The sequence below is a fragment of the Christiangramia aestuarii genome (genome assembly GCF_009735585.1).
GTDB classification, from domain to species: Bacteria; Bacteroidota; Bacteroidia; order Flavobacteriales; family Flavobacteriaceae; genus Christiangramia; species Christiangramia aestuarii.
The window spans coordinates 35,064-53,112 of record NZ_VJVW01000005.1 but is presented as its reverse complement, the minus strand read 5'-3'; the positions used below and the strand labels follow the sequence as shown (position 1 = coordinate 53,112).

At 41.9% G+C, this 18,049-nt stretch carries 19 protein-coding genes; 6 read left to right on the top strand and 13 right to left on the bottom strand.

The features are described from left to right. Position 1: 1 nt before the first annotated feature. Both FLP08_RS13055 and FLP08_RS13050 read right to left on the bottom strand, forming a co-directional pair. A complete protein-coding gene (locus FLP08_RS13055; RefSeq protein ID WP_156277288.1) occupies positions 2-1,198 on the bottom strand; it encodes an efflux RND transporter periplasmic adaptor subunit in 1,197 nt (398 codons plus the stop codon). Position 1,199: 1 nt separating this feature from the next. Next, entirely contained in the window at positions 1,200-2,531 is a 1,332-nt protein-coding gene (locus tag FLP08_RS13050; protein ID WP_238388498.1) for a TolC family protein, read from the bottom strand. A 323-nt stretch (positions 2,532-2,854) separates the two neighbouring features. On the opposite strand from FLP08_RS13050, the gene FLP08_RS13045 reads away from it, so the two are divergent. After that, positions 2,855-3,562: an SGNH/GDSL hydrolase family protein gene (locus tag FLP08_RS13045; RefSeq protein ID WP_156277285.1), complete on the top strand. Its 708-nt coding sequence runs from the start codon at positions 2,855-2,857 to the stop codon at positions 3,560-3,562. A gap of 53 nt (positions 3,563-3,615) precedes the next feature. On the opposite strand, the gene FLP08_RS13040 is transcribed toward FLP08_RS13045, so the two are convergent. Together FLP08_RS13040 and FLP08_RS13035 are read right to left on the bottom strand one after the other, a co-directional pair. Continuing rightward, positions 3,616-4,356: an energy transducer TonB gene (locus tag FLP08_RS13040; RefSeq protein WP_156277283.1), complete on the bottom strand. Its 741-nt coding sequence runs from the start codon at positions 4,354-4,356 to the stop codon at positions 3,616-3,618. A gap of 225 nt (positions 4,357-4,581) precedes the next feature. Beyond that, positions 4,582-5,028, bottom strand: coding sequence for an Hsp20/alpha crystallin family protein (locus tag FLP08_RS13035; protein WP_156277281.1), 447 nt, complete (start codon positions 5,026-5,028; stop codon positions 4,582-4,584). A 187-nt stretch (positions 5,029-5,215) separates the two neighbouring features. Between FLP08_RS13035 and FLP08_RS13030 the strand changes: the two genes are divergently transcribed. The 3 genes from FLP08_RS13030 (at position 5,216) to FLP08_RS13020 (ending at position 8,426) form a co-directional block, all read left to right on the top strand. Beyond that, positions 5,216-5,602: a DUF302 domain-containing protein gene (locus FLP08_RS13030; protein WP_156277279.1), complete on the top strand. Its 387-nt coding sequence runs from the start codon at positions 5,216-5,218 to the stop codon at positions 5,600-5,602. Between the two features lie 363 nt (positions 5,603-5,965). Then, positions 5,966-7,708 (top strand): GMC family oxidoreductase, encoded by a 1,743-nt coding sequence (locus tag FLP08_RS13025; RefSeq protein ID WP_156277277.1) that lies wholly within the window; start codon positions 5,966-5,968, stop codon positions 7,706-7,708. A gap of 13 nt (positions 7,709-7,721) precedes the next feature. After that, positions 7,722-8,426, top strand: a complete 705-nt coding sequence (locus tag FLP08_RS13020; protein ID WP_156277275.1) for a gluconate 2-dehydrogenase subunit 3 family protein — start codon at positions 7,722-7,724, stop codon at positions 8,424-8,426. A 2-nt stretch (positions 8,427-8,428) separates the two neighbouring features. Here the strand turns inward: FLP08_RS13020 and FLP08_RS13015 are convergent, their stop codons facing one another. From FLP08_RS13015 to FLP08_RS12995, 5 genes are read right to left on the bottom strand one after another with little or no spacing between them, the layout of a single operon-like run. Continuing rightward, positions 8,429-9,016: a hypothetical protein gene (locus FLP08_RS13015; protein WP_156277273.1), complete on the bottom strand. Its 588-nt coding sequence runs from the start codon at positions 9,014-9,016 to the stop codon at positions 8,429-8,431. A 40-nt stretch (positions 9,017-9,056) separates the two neighbouring features. Continuing rightward, entirely contained in the window at positions 9,057-10,430 is a 1,374-nt protein-coding gene (locus tag FLP08_RS13010; RefSeq protein WP_156277271.1) for an MBL fold metallo-hydrolase RNA specificity domain-containing protein, read from the bottom strand. Beyond that, complete coding sequence (locus FLP08_RS13005) at positions 10,420-11,256, bottom strand: restriction endonuclease (protein ID WP_156277269.1); 837 nt, start codon at positions 11,254-11,256, stop codon at positions 10,420-10,422. The genes FLP08_RS13010 and FLP08_RS13005 overlap by 11 nt, the downstream gene beginning before the upstream one ends. Before the next feature lie 23 nt (positions 11,257-11,279). Next, positions 11,280-11,672 carry a hypothetical protein gene (locus FLP08_RS13000; RefSeq protein WP_156277267.1) on the bottom strand — a complete coding sequence of 131 codons (393 nt, stop codon included), beginning with the start codon at positions 11,670-11,672 and terminating at the stop codon, positions 11,280-11,282. A 10-nt stretch (positions 11,673-11,682) separates the two neighbouring features. After that, a complete protein-coding gene (locus FLP08_RS12995) occupies positions 11,683-12,108 on the bottom strand; it encodes a VOC family protein (protein ID WP_341485017.1) in 426 nt (141 codons plus the stop codon). A 341-nt stretch (positions 12,109-12,449) separates the two neighbouring features. Here FLP08_RS12995 and FLP08_RS12990 point away from each other — a divergent pair, with 341 nt between their 5' ends. Then, entirely contained in the window at positions 12,450-13,145 is a 696-nt protein-coding gene (locus tag FLP08_RS12990; protein ID WP_238388497.1) for a hypothetical protein, read from the top strand. 63 nt (positions 13,146-13,208) lie between these two features. Here FLP08_RS12990 and FLP08_RS12985 read toward each other — a convergent pair whose 3' ends face one another. Together FLP08_RS12985 and FLP08_RS12980 are read right to left on the bottom strand one after the other, a co-directional pair. After that, positions 13,209-13,643 (bottom strand): hypothetical protein, encoded by a 435-nt coding sequence (locus tag FLP08_RS12985; RefSeq protein WP_156277265.1) that lies wholly within the window; start codon positions 13,641-13,643, stop codon positions 13,209-13,211. A 319-nt stretch (positions 13,644-13,962) separates the two neighbouring features. Further along, the gene (locus FLP08_RS12980) at positions 13,963-14,502 is read right to left on the bottom strand and encodes a GNAT family N-acetyltransferase (protein ID WP_156277263.1); all 540 of its coding nucleotides are present in this window, start codon (positions 14,500-14,502) and stop codon (positions 13,963-13,965) included. A gap of 204 nt (positions 14,503-14,706) precedes the next feature. Here FLP08_RS12980 and FLP08_RS12975 point away from each other — a divergent pair, with 204 nt between their 5' ends. Next, complete coding sequence (locus tag FLP08_RS12975; RefSeq protein ID WP_156277261.1) at positions 14,707-16,035, top strand: adenylate/guanylate cyclase domain-containing protein; 1,329 nt, start codon at positions 14,707-14,709, stop codon at positions 16,033-16,035. Between the two features lie 3 nt (positions 16,036-16,038). Here FLP08_RS12975 and FLP08_RS12970 read toward each other — a convergent pair whose 3' ends face one another. Next, positions 16,039-16,413 (bottom strand): VOC family protein, encoded by a 375-nt coding sequence (locus tag FLP08_RS12970; RefSeq protein WP_156277259.1) that lies wholly within the window; start codon positions 16,411-16,413, stop codon positions 16,039-16,041. Between the two features lie 303 nt (positions 16,414-16,716). Then, on the bottom strand, positions 16,717-17,931 hold the full coding sequence (locus FLP08_RS12965) for an MFS transporter (RefSeq protein ID WP_156277257.1): 1,215 nt from the start codon (positions 17,929-17,931) through the stop codon (positions 16,717-16,719). Positions 17,932-18,049: the final 118 nt, after the last annotated feature.

Here is an 18,049-nt window from a genome sequence, read left to right as displayed (position 1 = left end):
CCTAATTCATCATTTCATTATTTTCACCTGAAGTGCTATCCTTTGCAGTTCTTAGCTTAATACCGTTCGAGACCGTACTAAGATTTGTAACCACTATTGAATCTCCATCTTCAAGCCCGCTGCTGATATAAGCATATTTAGAATCGGTAAGCAGGATCTCTACTTCTCTGATCTGTAATTCTCCATCCTGCATAACCCAAACCGTATTGTTACTTCTAATTAGGTCACGGTTGAGCCTTACGAAACCCTTAATTTCTTCTGCCTGCATATGAGCTTCAACAAAGGAACCTATCATAAGTTCAGGTTTATCTTTTTCTGAATTCCTACCCAGAGGATCTGGAACTCTAACCAACACCCTGGCCAGCCTTGTTTGATCATCCAGCGCACCAACCTGTTTATATAAATAACCTTCACGGAATTCATCTTTATTCCAGGCTGAAGTGCTCATGATCTTCACTGGTGATCCCTTTTCTGAATCGGAACTGGGAAAATGCAGCCATTTGATCTTATTTACCGGAACCGTAAGATCGATCCAGTAAAAATCTGTGCCTACCAGCCGGCCAAGATCATCTCCCGGGCTAACTTGCGAGCCTATGGTCACGTTCTGGCTAAGGATATGCGCATCGAATGGAGCTTTGATTGTGGTCCTGGAAAGATTCAATTGCGCCTGCTGCACTGATGCCCTGGCCGATTTTAGATTTGCTTCTACAGAATTAAGCTGAGGTTTTCTTAGTACCAGTGACTTTTGACTTTTTGAAAGCGAGTCTATACCTAAGAGCTCCAAGTCCTGTTCTGCCACTTCCTGTCGTCCCATTTCCACATCCAGATCGGTTTCGGCCTGCTGAAGCTCGCTTTTTCTTAATTCCAGGGTATTCCGGTAGTCTGAAGGGTCTATCTGCAGCAGCACTTCTCCTTTTTTTACAAAACCGCCGGGAGTGAAAGAGTCATCGCGCCGTATTACCTGCCCGCCTACCAAGGGGCTCAGCATGACATCTTCTACCGGTCTTACCGTTCCCGTTGCAACAATGATCGGGTTAAAATCACCTTTTTCTGCAGGTTCTACTTTAACGAGCATAGCCATTTGCTTGGTCGCTCCTTCACTTTGTGCCGTAGGTTCGGTGAGAAAGATAAATGCCGTGATCACTACCGCTATCAGCAATATGACTCCGCAAATGATCAATATTCTTTTTTTACTCATATTATTCTTCCAGGTATTTTACTTCTTCCATTTCAACTTCCCTTTCTGTTTCAAAACTTCCAGCGAGGGCGCGGTAAAGACCGATTCTTATTTCTAGCAATTGTTGTTCGGCATTGATGAGGTCCCTTTGTAATTGCTGTTCCTGTCCCAAGGCTAGGAGTACATCCAGATAATCGGTTAAACCGTTTAGAAAAGACAGTTTTAGTTGTTTGTTCGTTTTGGCAGAAAGGTCCAGTTGTTTTTCCAGGTTGGTAATTCTTTCTTTTTGCTTCAGTTCTCTTATGATTGCGTCTTCAACCTCCCTGAAAGCAATTAACACGGTTTGCCCGTATTCATATAATCGTTGATTTTTTAGAGCCTCCGTTCGATCTACTTCGGCATTAAGTCTGCCGCCATAAATTAGGGGAGCCACAATATTCCCCGCCAGGGTATAGGCCCAATCTTTAAATAAAGCATTGAAATCGTTGGAACGTGCCTGTGCGCTAAGGTCAAGAGAAATACTTGGGTATTTATTCCTGATAGCGACAGCCATATCCCGGTCTGCAGCCAGGACCAGGCTATAGGCTCTTTTAAGATCTGGTCTCCGCCTCGTCAACTCAAGTGGCAGGCCGGTTTCAGGCAATTTCGGAAGTTCCGGGAATCCTGCGACAGGTATTTCAGCAAGATTTTGGGGCGGAGTTCCTAATAAAACTGCCAGCTGATTCTCAATTAGCTGAACCTGTGTTTCAAAAGTGATCTGTTGATTTCGGGTAGATTCCAGCAGGTTTTCCTGTCTTAGAATATCTACAGCCCTGATCTGTCCGCTGGCGTACCGCGCCCTTATCAGTTTTAAAATATTCTCATTGGTTTGAACCTGTTCTTCAATAAGAGCCAGTTCCTTTTGGGCAGAAACAAGCCGATACCAGTTAATAGCCGTTTCTGCGGAAATTGTCATTGCGGCTGCCTGGTAATCGAAATAATTGGCCTGGGCCCGGAATTCTTCGGCTTCGATACCAGAACGTATTCTTCCCCAAAGATCTATTTCGTAGGCTGCCGAAACTCCTACTCTCGAATTTTCACCACCGGCGAAATCAGGTTCAGGACGACTTATCCCTGTTCTGGCTTCAGCCTGGATATCGGGAAATAAAAAAGAACGCTGACTCTTAACGCTGGCGATAGATGCCTGGAATTGCTCCCAGGAACCTGCCAGCTCAAGATTTGAAGTTAGTGCCGTGTCTATAAGTCGGTTCAATATCGGGTCCTCGAACGAGGTCCACCATTTTTCTTGGATTCCTACACTTCCTTCAGCAGCAAAACTTTTTGGATCTTGAATAGGCGCCTCAACCTCCTGCATTTTTGGAGCGCAGGAAATAATTATCATAAGCATGGCCAAAAAGGCAATCTTCGTAAAACTCCGAAGAAAAGGAATTGGCATATTTGATATAGAATTCAGTATGGTCTGGTTGTTTTAAATTCAATAATTCCTGGGAATCCCTGGATAAGCACTTAATTCAAAGTAGCTTATACCATGCGCAAAAGGCTTAATTCTAAAGTTACAGATTTTTTTTAAAGACAGGTTTCAGGACAGGATTAGCCACAAGCTTTTATTAATTAATTAACAAAGGTTGAGGTGCTTATACTTGATTTTCGCGGATTAAAGGTAATTCTGGAAGCAAAATGTACGAAAGACTTTTTACTCTGTTCGCGTTTTTTCTTTATTTGGGGTATGCGCATGCACAGGATGAAAAATACCAACAGCTTATGGAACAGGACTGGGCGAACCTAAAAAAGTACCGCAAGGCCAACGAGAAGATCATCGCAAAAGGCGATTTTCCAGGAGTCATTTTCATGGGAAATTCCATTACCGAGGGCTGGAGTAGCTTACGATCGGAGTTTTTCAGCAAGCATGATTTCCTGGGACGGGGGATCGGCGGGCAAACCACACCTCAAATGTTACTTAGATTTATAGCAGATGTAATAGACCTGAAACCCCAGGCGGTGGTGATCCTTGCCGGAACCAATGATATTGCTGGAAATACTGGATATTCTTCTGAAAAAATGATCACAGATAATATTACGGCTATGGCCCAGCTAGCTGAACAGAACAGGATCAGGGTGATCCTGGCCTCTGTTTTACCCGTCCACGAATATCCCTGGAATCCCGGCATCGATCCTGTAAAAAAGATCGCGGCTTTGAACAAGTGGATAAAAGATCACACTGAAGCCAATGAATATATCTATCAGGATTTCTATTCCGTAATGGCTGACTCCAGGAAAGGCCTGCCGAAAAAATATGCCGAAGATGGAGTGCATCCAACCACACTGGGTTATCAGGTGATGGAGCCTTTGGCCCTGAAGGCAATTTCGAAAGTCCTGGATAAATAAAACCTGGCCAATCGAAAAATTGACCAGGAATTTTTACTTAAATAATTGTGGGGTCAAGCATGAGGACGTACCTCGAAAACTATTGGTAAGGTATAGATCACACCTACAGGCCTGTTGCGTTGATAACCCGGCGTCATTTGCGGAAGGGATCTCACCACTCTAATGGCTTCTGCCTCAAAATCCTTGTGCGGAGCACGGGCCTTTATATCTGAAATATAGCCGTTAGGGTCTATCCTGAAAACTACCACGATCCTGTGAATTCCTTCCAGACCAAGCTCTGCACCCAGGTTATTATTGAACTCTTTTTTAACGAAATCCTGTATCCTGTCTGACATACATCTCTTTCTGGATGCATTATCATTCTGGTTTTCGCAACCGGGGTAAATGGGCACCCTTTCAATAAGTACGAAGGGAACATCCTCGATGGTCTCTTCAATTTCCTGTTCGATAACTTCAGCTACTTCAACCACTTTTTCCATTTTTTCATTGATGCTGGTTTCTGTAGACTGAATCTCATCCTCCTCGATCTCCAGATCGTCCTCAACCAATTCTATTACTTCCGGAACTGCTGGTGGGGGTGGAGGAGGTGGTAAATTCATTTTAATTTCGGTGATAGGGATATCTTCAGTCATTTCCATATTTATCTGTACTGTTTGATCTGCATAATCCTTAGCAGGTTTAAAGGACCATTCAATACCAGTATATGTTATGCCCAAAGTGATAATCAAACCTATCTGGAAGAAGATCATTTTGTATCTGTTCAGATCTGCTCCGGGATTTTTCTTGCTGGTCATGATTGAAAAATTTTAGAAATACTAATCCTTTATGCTTACTTAAAGTTAGACAGATACATATCTAAAATCCATGATGAAAGTCATATATACCAGTATTTAATTAAAAGTGCAGACTAATAGCTAAGCCCTTGGTATCTTTGATGAATTGAAGGAACACCCGAAAAAATAAAAGCCGGAAGATCGGTTCCGGCTTTTACTATTGGTTAGGTGGAATATAGGCCAAAATCAGGAAATATCTATTTGCTTCCTTTGGGATTTCAAAGCTTTTTCATCTTTCATAAGCTTCAATTTTAATACCCCATTTTTATACTTGGCCTGTACATCTTTAGAGATGTCTACACTTTTTGGTAATTGCAGGGTTCGGTTAAAGCTGGAATAGCTGAATTCCCTCCTGGTGTAATCATCCTCATCTTCCATATCTTCCATGCTTTTCTCAGCAGAAACATATAGTATATCGTCCTCGATGCTCACTTCAAAGTCTTCCTTAGAGAAACCGGGAACAGCGAATTCGATCTCAAAATCGTCTTCATGTTCTTTAACGTTCATCGCCGGTAATTTCGCTTTGGAAGTAAAGAATTCATCATCAAAAAGATCATCCAAGCCGAATGATTTAGTAAGACCGCCATCCATCCATGGAAATCTTTGTTTTGGAGATTTAACTAATAGTGACATGACTTTAAAATTTTAAGGTTATACTCAAATTTGTCCTTGAAATTAACTCATAAAAAGCTTAAAAAACATGATCAAAATCAGGTTTTAAATCATTTGTAGTGAGTATTTTGTAGGGTGTTTTTCCGGGGTAGAGGGCGAATTTTTATTGTCCCTAATTTCCCAAGACGAGGCGTTAAAAATTAAAGCTATGAGCTATTATTTTCATAAAACAATTCCCGGTGATTTCGCGGCAGTGGTGCAAAAGTTGAAGAAGGAACTGGAAAAAGAAGGTTTTGGAGTACTTACTGAGATCAATATTGATGAGACCTTCAAAAAGAAACTGGATATAGATTTCAGGCGATATCAGATCCTTGGGGCCTGCAATCCGCCATTTGCCTATAAGGCTTTAAGTGCCGAAGATAAAATAGGCACGATGTTACCCTGTAATGTCATCGTCCAGGAAACGCGCGAAGGAGAAGTGGAGGTGGCGGCAGTTAATCCTGTGGCTTCCATGCAGGCCGTAGAAAACGAAAAGTTGAACGACATCGCTATGGAAGTTTCCAAAAGGCTACTAAGGGTGGTGGAAAAGGTTTGAAAATTTTCATTCAAACTTCTTTTAAATCTCCAATTTTAAGAGCTTATCGATTTTAATTGAAATAAGAACGGAATCAGTTTCTATACTCTTAATTAAAAAATTTATTAAGAATGCAAACTTTTATGTTTTTTTATATGAATAATTGCTTAAAAATATTAATTTGTGTTTAAAATTTTCAGAAATAAGAAAATAAAAGTCGAATTATGCCGAAAACCTCTATTCTCTTCAACCTAAAGGATTTCCCTTCCTTTACTAAATCAGTTAGCTCAGTAGTTTATTTACTTAATATTAGAAAAAATAATTTTCGCCCTGAAAAAGTCTATGTGAAAAACTCTTCCCGTTTAACCTTTAAATAGTTCATCCATGTCCTTTCAAATTATAGAACAAGCAACAAAATATGACGTCTGTATAGTTGGTTCAGGAGCGGGGGGTGGAATGGCCGCAAAGATTTTATCCGAAAAAGGTTTTAAAATAGCTTTAGTGGAGGCGGGTCCCGATTTTGATCCGGCTAACCCTGAGCAACGTACTCAGTTAAGATGGCCTTACGAATCGCCTAGAAGGGGAGCAGGTACTCAAAGGCCTTTTGGAGATTTCGATATGGCTTACGGTGGCTGGAATATAGACGGAGAACCCTATACCAGGGAAAGTGGGACAAATTTTGACTGGTTTCGTTCCAGAATGGTAGGTGGGAGAACCAATCACTGGGGAAGGATCTCCCTTAGGTTCGGACCACTCGACTTTAAAAGGAAAGACTATGACGGCAAGGGAGATAACTGGCCCATTGGCTATGAGGATGTAAGACCCTATTATGATAAAGTAGATAAATTAATAGGTGTTTTTGGTACAAAAGAAAATATACCTAATGAGCCAGACGGCTATTTTCTGCCTCCTCCCAAACCAAGGTTGCATGAAATGTACTTTAAGAAAGGAGCCGAAAAAGCAGGAATTCCGATGATCCCTTCAAGGCTATCTATTTTAACTAAACGAGTGAATAAAAAACGGCAGGCATGTTTCTACTGTAATCAATGTGCGAGATCCTGTACGGTCTATGGAGATTTCTCCTCTTCCTCTGTCCTGGTAAAACCCGCCAAAGATTCCGGGAATGTCGACCTGTTCGTAAATGCCATGGTGAGAGAGGTGACCACAGATAAAAATGGTAATGCCACGGGCGTACATTATATAGACAAAACAAATCTGAAGGATTACAAGATCAAGGCCAGGGTAGTTATCCTGGCAGCCAGTGCCTGCAGCTCTGCCCGAATCCTGCTGAATTCCAAATCTTCAGTCCATCCCAACGGGCTGGCTAATTCAAGTGATGTGGTTGGCCGGTATTTACATGATTCAACAGGTTCATCCAGAATGGCCTTTCTTCCTTCCTTAATGGATAGGAAGCGTTACAATGAAGATGGTGTAGGAGGAATGCACCTTTATACACCCTGGTGGTTAAATGACCAAAAGAATCTTGGATTTACCCGTGGGTACCACATTGAGTACTGGGGAGGAATGGGTATGCCTTCCTATGGATTTGGTTTTAATATGGAAGCTCTTAATGGATCTGTGCCCGGAAGAAACCGAGAAAAGAAGAAAGCCGGAGGTTACGGCCTGAGTTTTATGGATGATGTTAAAAGATTTTATGGTTCTACCTTAGGCATGTCTGGGAGAGGTGAAAGCATTCCCAGAAGAGATAACCGCTGTAGCATTGATGATAATACCCTCGATAAATATGGAATCCCAGTTTTAAAGTTCAATTATGAGTGGAGTGACGAGGAAGTAAAACAAGCTGCACATATGCAGGATACTTTTGAAGAGATCATAGATTCCATGGGAGGGGTAGCCCTGGGTGAAAAACCGGGAAAAGATTCCAATTACGGTCTGGAAAACCCGGGACGAATCATACATGAGGTTGGAACCACCAGGATGGGGAACGATGCTAAAAGTTCGGTTTTAAATAAATACAATCAGGCTCACGATGTTCCAAATCTTTTCGTGATGGATGGAGGGGCATTTGTTTCACAGGCTGATAAAAACCCTACCTGGACGATCCTTGCCCTTGCCTGGAGGGCTTCAGATTACCTGGCTGATGAATTAAAAAAAGGCAGAATATAAAATTTTACTGAAAATGAATAGAAGAGATTCTCTTAAAAGCTTATTTGTAGGTGGCCTGGGCTCGAGCCTATTACTATCCTGCAAACTGGATGAGGCCTCTGAAGTTGCAGAATTAACCGAAATTCGGGAAAAAGAATTTGATTATGGCCGTACTCCCGAAGAAAAGGAGCATGATGAAGAGCTCATGTCTAAAGACTTTTATACCGAAGAGGAAATGGCCGCCATTCTAGTTTTGAGTGATATAATTATTCCCGGAGAGGGGGATTACCCTCCTGTATCGAAGACCGAGGGTTACCCAGAATTTATTGAGTTTATAACCAAGGATATTCCAAGCCACAAGATCCCTATGCGTGGAGGGCTAAGATGGCTGGAGAACGAATCTTATAAAAGAAATGATAAGAAATTCGTTGATCTTAGTGATGAGCAAAGGTTAGCGATCATAGAAGATATAGCCTATCCAGAGGAGGTTAAACCGGAATTTTCACAAGGAGCCGTTTTCTTCAGCAGGATGAGAAATCTCGCTGCTACCGGTTATTTTACGAGCAAGCAGGGTATAGATTATCTAGGCTACATGGGGAACCGCCCTAATGCCTGGGATGGCGTACCTCAGGATGTTCTAAAGAAACATGGCCTTGAATATGATGAAAAGATTCTAACCCAATCTTTAAAACCTGAAGAAAGGAACGATATCCAGGACTGGTCTAATTACGTGCTTTAGATCTAATTGTTCACCGGGCTAATCATGATATGTGCCCTGTGGGTACCAGGATCCATAAGCCAGGGCATTCCCGGATGGTCCGGTTTTAAAGGTAAGCCGGTAGACTCTGCCGTGGCATAGGGAATATAGACCACATACCTGAATTTCCCTTCTTTTAGTTCCCCGGTTTGGCGGTTATAGTTTTCTTCAGAACCCGAAAAAACATAGAGGGTAGAAGGAGTATCAGGCATTTCTAATTTACCAGATTCCACTTCCTGTTTTCTTATTTCCCTTTTTTCCATTTCAGACTTTCCCTGGGCTTTAAGTTCTCTTCCGCGGGCCATAAAGGGTTCCAGTTTTTTTGCATAACAGGCCACCTGGATACCTTCAAATTCAGGATCGTCGGCAATACAGATCAAATTATTGCTGCCCTCTCTTAGCACGGTGATTTTCCCTTTCTCATCGTAGCCATAAACCATGGCCCCGGCCCTTTGTTCTTCTGGAGCGGCCAATAAGGCGGTCTGTATCTGTACATCGGGTGAAACCTTCTGAGCCTGACCACTAACAGATATTACCAGTAATCCTATTATTAGAAAAATTGAAGATCGCATGATGCTAGATTTTTATGGTTGATGTTTAAAGATAATAAACTTAGAGGTCTAAATGAATTTCATCGTTAATGGCGGGGATATTTATATTCCATTGAAATTCAGATTCGAGCTTTACCCGGAAAGCATCGGTCACATGTTTTTCACCGTGAATTAGAAAAACCTGCTCAGGCACGTTCTTGATATGACGGCACCAGTCCAGCAGTTCTGCCTGGTCTGCATGAGCCGACAGGCTTTCTAGCTTCGCTATATTCGCTTTTACGGGAAAATACTTTCCTTCTATTTTGATCTCGTAAGCTCCCTCTTCTAATTGTCGACCACGGGTACCTTCGGCCTGGTAACCGGTAAGCAACAGATTGGTGGAGGGTTCATCTATAAATTGTTTCAAATAAGTGAGGATACGGCCACCGGTAAGCATTCCGCTACCTGCGATCACGATCCTCGGGATATTCTTGTCTATGATCTCCCAGGTTCTGCGATAGGAGGAAACCAGTTCAAACTGATTCTTTATAGCCTCGAATTCATAGGCAGGGACCTTATGGTAGCCAGGATATCTTGAAAACAGGTTAGTGGCATCGATGCCCATAGGGCTGTCAATGAAGACCGGGAGGTGAGGAACTTTATTCTTCTTGAAAAGATTCCACAACAGATAGATCAGTAACTGTAACCTTTCCACCGCAAAAGAGGCGATCAACAAAATACCATTTTGTTCTATGCTCTTCTTTATTAGACCGGTCAGGATAGTTTCTACATCCTCTTCAGGATGTAACCTATCCCCGTAGGTGCTTTCCAGGAATAGATAATCGGCCCACCTGGGTTCTTCGGGTTTATCCAGTAAAAGATCTTCAGACCTGCCAAGGTCACCAGAGAACAGCAATATCTTTTCTTCTATCTCCAGTTCTATGAAGCAGGCACCAAGGATATGCCCGGCCTTATGGTGCCGGCAGCGCACATTTTCAGCCAGCTCTATCCACTCCCCAGGTTCTATATGCCTGAAAAGCCCAAGAGTTTCTTCGACCTCTTCCAGGCTGTAATTGGGTTCTGCGGGGTGATGCTTACTGTATTTTTCTTCATTCGCCCTTTCCGCTTCCTCTTCCTGGATCTTGGCGGTATCTTTCAGGATGATCTCGGCAATAGCCAGGCTTGGCGAGGTTCCCAGGATCTCTCCTGCAAATCCCTGTTGTCGTAATTTAGGAAGATAACCCGTGTGATCAAGATGCCCGTGAGTAAGGAGCACGTAATCAAGTTCGGCTACCGGAATGGGAAGATCCTCCCAATTAAGCAGCCTTAGTTCCTTTAAGCCCTGGAACATTCCGCAGTCTACAAGTAGTTTTACAGATTGGTATTCGATATAGAACTTAGAACCTGTTGCCGTCCCGGCAGCTCCGAGGAATTTTATTTTTACTTTATTTCTCATGATCCATCTTATTAGTGCACAGGATCTCGAACTCGGCCAGGATCCTTTGTTTCCTGTTTTCTGAAATTCCCTGGTGGTCCAGGTAAAAGGAACTTTTAACCAATTCCTTTCCCGTAATTATTTCACGTTCCAGTAAGAACTGCTTTTCTGATTCTGAAAGCAGGGTAGAAACGGTAATAGGGTAGATACCCGCTTCATCTATCAGTTTTTTAAGGCAGTTGTTTTCTGGGTAATCCCAACTAAGCAACTTGAGTCCGGCGCATTTCCCGTAAGTTATAGCATCTCCGGTAAACTTGGTATTGGTGACCACCCAGCCTTGTCCAGACACTTTCTTTTTTTCGAAGGCATAAATATCCCGGAACCTGGAATCTATATATAGCGGGATCTTGACGTCACAATTGCGGCCTTCCTCGTTGTGGAATTTACATTCAATTAAATGCCTTTCAGAATCTTTATAGGCGATTAGATCGACTTCGTGGGTCACACATTTGCCCTGCATGACCTCATTTAGCTGGGTTCTATATCCTAATTCTTTTAGTAGCCGGGAAATGAATTTTTCAAATATAAAGCCTGAAGGCCCGAGCTCATATAGCGCCTTCTTCAGTTTATAACGAGAGGCATAAGCACCCTTAAAGTTCTTGAGCAAGGCAAAGGCCCGGTTATAGATCTCCCTGGTAGAAATCCCCTGGTAAAGCTCATCCCTTATTTCGTTGATGACAGATGCGACCATTTTATCTGTAGCCCCGCTTTTTTTCAAGGATCTCCTTAGCTTAGAAATGGAAAACTTAGTTCTGTTTCCTGAAGATTTTACGATATCTGGTTGCATCTATAATAAGATTAAGTTTTCACTTAGGCAGGTTTGCCAAAGAGCCTTTTGACTTCTGGTTTGTTTAGTTCGATAATCGTGAAAATACCAAGGATGATTCCCAGAATGCCGGTTAGGCAATTCAGGATCGCCATCACAAACACGAAATCGTAGTTCTTTTTTTCTCCCAGGTATTTAGCGGTCAAGAGGGTAAGTATGCCCAGCGCCAGGAGAAAAAGGAATACCATGATTCCTATTAAGATTATAAATATGCCGGCAACATGAGATCCATTTCCATTAAAATCTTCCTTTTGGGAAATGAAAACCCCCAGGAAAATATATATTATTGGCAATATTGAAAATGCCAGGGTGATCACTCCTTTGATGATATAGAGGATCCTGAAAATTCCCAGGTTATGATCTTCTGTTGAATTCATTAGCTATGATTTAAGTTTCAGTATTTTCGTCAAAGCTTACCATCCAGTTGATCCCGAATTGGTCGGTGAGCATTCCAAAGTAAGAACCCCAGAAGGTCTTTTCCATAGGCATGCTAACCCTTCCGTCCATGGATAATTGCCTGAAAATCCTTTCCGCTTCGGCCATTGTTCCTGTTTGAACCGAAATGGAGAAATTGTTTCCCTGCTTGAAGTCTTTTGTCCATTCACCACCGGTATCGCTTCCCATAAGCACCGTTTCTTTACTTATAGGAAGGGAAATATGCATGATCCTTTCTTTTTCTTCCTCCTTGATCGGCGGCATCCCTTCCTGCGGCGGCATTTCTTCGAAGGTACTGGCCTGGGAGAACTCACCTCCGAATACCGACCTGTAGAAATCGAAGGCCTCTCGGCAATTGCCGTTGAAGGTGAGATACACATTTATACTTGTATCCCTTTTAAACGTATTGATTTTTTACTTGATTTTATTGAATTCACCACGAGATTAAGCTGATCAAAGGGACATGGTGCATTGGGGAAGACTTAATAAATTTAAGCAATTATTCCCAAAATACTGCTTTAAATGAAGTACTGAGCCAACGATTCCAGAATTTAATAGGTTTTTAAAAAACTGAAAATCAAATATTTGTCCTGAATTTAATATCTTTATGTATAAGTGTAAAAAACCAGGAAATTATGAGACGTGTACTTTGTTTGATTTTAATGTCATTGCTATGCAGCGTAGGTTTTTCTCAGGAAACCTACTTAATTTTTGAATTTATGAAAGTGGACAATAGTCAGGAAGCTTTCTATACTGAGACCGAAGATTTTTGGGAAAAGATCCATGAGCAGCGCGTTGCCAGCGGAGATATAGTGGGTTGGGACCTTTGGCAGTTGCTTCCAGGGGGAGAAGACCAGGGCTACCAATATTTAACGGTGACCATTTTCAACGACCCGGTCAAGATGATGAATGCCGGTGCGGGGATCATGGAAAGCGCCAGGATGGCCTATCCAGACCTGAGCGATGAGGAGCTGACGAACCGGGTCAATCTTGCCGGTGGGTCTCGTGATCTTGCGGTGAGGCTTTACCTGAAAGTGGTAGACCAGGCCAATGAAGATTATGAGATGAAACCAGGTATGATAGCCTCCTTTGACCTTATGAAAGCCAAAGAAGGGAGGTACGAGGACTATGAATATGCCGAATCTGAAACCTTTAAGCCATACCACCAAAGTATCGTAGAATCTGGTGAAAAAGGAGACTGGCAGTTGATCAGGGTGCTTATGCCACAGGGAAGTGAAGTTTACGCAACCCATATCACCGTTAATATGTTCGATAACTGGGCCCAATATCTCAATTCCATGGAGTTTGATGGTGGAATGACCCCAGATTTGCAGCAGAAAATGAATGACGGGATCAACACAAGAGATCTAAAGTGGATCTATATGGGTACATTATTAAAAGCCGTTAGGAAATAAAATTAATATAAAATAAGAACCGGCCTTAAGTTTTACTTAAGGCCGGTTTTTTTTTGGATTAGATCAGGCGATCCTTTTTTGCTTTTGATGCCTGATGGCATCTTTCACCGTACGGAAGATCTCCTTTTTAATAGCCTGGTACTTACTGTCAAATTCGTGCATTTTGATCAAGAGCTTTCTATGCTCATGCTTATAATTCCACTCGTTCTCGTAAGGCGCCTGCTTTATGAACAAAGCTTTCACCCCATTCTTGTGAATTTCGATTTTATCGAGAAGGGCCGAAACTTCTGTTTTAAGTTCAGAAAGTTTTTCCAGGTATTTTTCTGCCTGCATGCTAAGATGCGACTCTACAATGGGGAAAATATTCTTGTTTAAAAGATCTTTCAGGAAATCGAGTTCTTTAAGAATGAAGTTCAACCTCGAATACCAGATCGTAGAATACTTATTCATTATCTCAGGACCTTCCCATCCATAGGCACTAGAAACTTTAGTTTTCATGATGTTTGTTTATGGTTAAGGATAAATATTATTGAATTTGCCTAGAAGACATTTTCCTGATGAATCCAGCCAGATTAACCGGCAGGTAGGCTCCCTCTATTTAAGAAATAGAATCTTTATAAGAACGTATAAGTTATGAATTTATTAAGAGAAATATCCTGATAATCGTCAGTTAAGATGAAGAAATTGAGAGAATTACGAGGTTTTTAATTTTTAGATTTAAAATTGATTTTTTTTCAGTTAAAATTCTGGAAATTAGGAATTTTAAAAATCTACCCTGAAAATGAGGATGAAAATAATTGCCTCTATTTACTCCGTCTTATAATTTTAACCTGAACCCATACACTTGTAGCTGCTGTTGCATGAAATCCAGCGGTTGGGACCTTTTAAAACCAAGTTTTTCATACATTTTCCAGGCGAGCTTCATGAATTCTGTAGAATGAATGATAAGCTCCTTGTTGCCATCTGTTCTGGCTTTTTTGATGCAGGCCAGGCTAAGAGCCTTGCCAACGCCATTACCCCTGTAAATAGGATCTACGGCAAGCAAGCGAAAACCTGAAGCATTCTTTTGTTCCGTGGCGATCCCTCCGGAACCATAATATGCCATATCACTGAAGTAGACAACGGCTCCCATGATTGAATTTTCCGGGTTAAGGGCTACCAGTAGCTGGGTATGCGGTTTTTTAGTGACCTCGCCTATATTGAGCAGCAATTCATAATAATCTGGTTGCTCTTCCTTGGATGGAAAACCTTCCAAATTTGAATATACCTTAACCAGTAATTCCCCCACTTCTCTAAATTCATCTGTCTGAGCCTGCCTGATCTTTATTTCCTTATTTGGTTGCGAGTCCCTGGTCATTGCTTATTTTTATTAAGTATCAGTTACTTAGTTGAAGAATCGATTAAGGCCCTTAGTTAGAAGAGCAAAAGTTATAAGATTTCAGATTTAAAATAAAAATATCTCTAATTAAAAAATATGTGAACTTTTCATCTAAAAATCTGGTTCTTCAAAACTAAATTTTTTTGAAAATGTCGTAAATTACTGGTTATCAATTGTGTGACTATGCCGGCAATTAGACATCCCGTAATCACCTATTCTGGAATTGGCCAGAAAGTGGAATATGATGACCCGGATTCTACATTACTGGATTGCTCCATAGCCAACCAGATCCCTCATCTGCATGAATGTGGAGGTAACGGCCGATGTTCCACCTGCAGGATCAGGGTGCTTGAGGGAGCTTCCAATCTTTCCCACCGAACCCAGAAAGAACAGCAAATGGCCGAATTCAGGCGCTGGGACCCGTCAGTCAGACTGGCCTGCCAGTGTTTCGCCAAGGGAGATGTCACCATTGAAAGGCTGGTCTGGACCAGTTCAGAGATCAATAAATTGCAATTGGAAACAGTACCAGATGGTGTAGCCGAAGAGAGGGCCATTGCTATTTTGTTTTGTGACATCAGGAATTTTACCAAAATGGCCGTGGAGAACAATACCTTCGATATGGCTCATGTTCTTAACCGTTTCTATACGATCATTGGTGATCCCATTTTGTTGAATAATGGAGTTATCTACCAGTATATTGGCGATGAGATCGTAGGCCTCTTCGGAATTTCCGGCGGAACCCGAGAAAAGAATTGTCGCGATGCCGCCAGGGCAGCATTGGGGATGTACTACGCTATTGAACAGTTAAACCATATGGAGCTGGTAGATTTTGACCTGGAGATAAAGACAGGGATAGGGATCAATTTTGGGCGTGCATTTATTGGTCACCTGGGCCATCCCAAGCATAAACAACTTGCAGTGGTGGGCGATCCCATCAATACGGCCAGCCGTATTCAAAACTTTAATAAAGAGGTAAATTCAAGAATTTTGATTTCTCAATCGGTTTATAAAAGCGTACCGGAAGGAACTTTTAAGATAGGCAACGAATACAAAACTCGTTTTGCCGGGCATGAGCATGAAAGCCAGCTATATGAGCTTAAGGGATTTCAGGAAATGGATATACAGCTTGAGTTACAGCATTCTCTAGACTATATATTTTCTAATAAAGAAAGGTTCGCCGATAAATTCTACCAACGAGTTTTTGAAAAAGCTCCGGAGGTGAGGGCCCTATTCAAAAAAAATATGAAAGACCAGGGCAGGTTGCTAACCCATATGCTTGGCGGAATCGTATATTCCATGAGCCGGCCTGAACACCTGGAAAGCGGCCTTGCTTTCCTGGGAAAGAGTCATGCCCGTTATGGAGTGACCAGGGAGCACTATCCCGTTGTACTTAGTTCTATGATGGAAACGATCGAAGAGGAGCTCGGGGACCATAGCAGGCCATACCTGCTCAAGGCCTGGAACCAGGTGCTGATCTACGTGACCGATGAAATGAAGAAATATGCCAGCTGATCTTTAATCAGAATTCTTACCAAAGGTAATGATGAAGCCGTCCGGATCTTCAATGTCAAAATCCTTCATTTTATAATCCCTGGATTCTATATCGTTCACAATATGAACATTCTGCGCCTTAAATTCCTTATAAACCTTATCTACATCGTTCACAAAAACATACAATGCCCGGTGATATTTTGAAGCCCGGCCACCATCTGACCTTTTAGTTAGATGAATTCCCACACCACCTCGTTTTACCACCGCATAGTAACGGGGCTCACCCCATTCAAAGGTGTTTTCAAAACCTAGTTTGTTGGTATAAAAATCTATGGAATCGTCCAGGTTGCTTACCGGGAAGATTACGGCGGAGTGAGAAAAGTTACTGGTATCTGGCATAGTTTAAAATTTTTTATCAGGGCCTTCATGGTGTTGCATGAATGTCCCAATCGTTTTAATATTTACGATAAAATGAATCCTGGTTTAGTCCTGAGTATCCAAAGGTTGTATTAGGAAAGAATCGGCTTCAATTAAATAGATACTTCAAAGATCTGCTGTCCTGGCGTTGCAATTTTCAACAATTGTAAATATATGTAAAAAACTGAAAATCAAATGTTTCTGAATAGTTTAAATCAAGGTTAAAATTTAAATAAGAAGGCATTTTGTAGTATTTACATGAGGTTATAATACTTAGGTAAGGTTCTATGGATGGATTTCTGAAGGCATACGGAATCTAATTACCATGGAAGAAAGGATGGTGATTAGGCCAATGCTTAAGATCGCATATTCAATTCCAAAAAGATCGGCGATGATTCCAGATAGAATTGCCCCGATAGCGTAACCAAGGTCCCGCCATAACCTGAAAACTCCAATGCTTTCAGCACGTTGGGTAGGATTGGTCGCCTCGGCGATCGCTGAAAGAAAGGTAGGGTATACCAGGGCCGTACCCAGGCCGAGAATGGCTGCAATAACGATAAGTTCAAAATAGCCGGTCAAGTATGGAATAAGTAAGATGGCTACCCCCTGTAATAACATTCCAAAGAAGAGCATTTTTTTTTTCGAATATATATCGGCCATTTTTCCTGTAAACAACTGGCCGATTCCCCAAACTGCAGGATAGATTGCCGCAATGATGCCGATTTCCTTTGAGTTATAATTCAGGGAAACCAGGAGAATTGGCAGCAAGCCCCATATCATCCCGTCGTTAAGATTATTTACCAGGCCTGCCTGGGTCACCGAACTTAAAGTTTTGTCCTTTAAAGTAGTTTCTGTAAATACATTATTCAGTTGCCCGCTGGTAGAATCTCCCTGTTCCTTATTTACAAAGGCACGGGTGTCTTTCACAAATAAAATTGATAGCAGAAGACCCAAGGTTGAAATGCCTATTCCCAGGTAAAAAGGGTAGGGGCTTATTCCATAGTTCTGGGCGATCACGCCAGAGAAATATGCTACTATCCCTACAGAGAGATAACCTGCAAATTCATTTATCCCCATGGCGAAGCCACGATCCTTTTCACCTACCAGGTCTATCTTCATAACCACTGTACTGCTCCAGGCCAACCCCTGATTGATTCCCAGTAGAACGTTGGCAAAAACCACCCAGTTCCATGAGCTAGCGTTCATAAGGATGAAGGGGATAGGAATGGCAAATAACCAGCCAATTGTAAGCAGGTTCTTCCTGCCAAAGTTGTTGGCGAGCCTGCCCGCGAAATAATTGGAAACCGCCTTGGTTACCCCGAAGGCAACGATAAAGGAAAGAACAGCTGTTTTAGAAGCGATGCCAAATTCTAGCTCGGCAAATTTCGGAAATATGGTCCTTTCTAATCCTACCATCCCGCCCACAAAGGCATTTACGATCACGAGAATCGTGAACTGTAACCAGTTTTCTTTAAGGCCCAGCCTTATTTTTTCAGACATGCTAAACTTTTACCCGGCAATACCGATATTAACAAATTGTTCAAACGCAAGCAAAGTTAGGGATATTCAGCAGCAGGAAAAGATTTTTAATAAAAAGGAAATTGCTTATCACATTTAT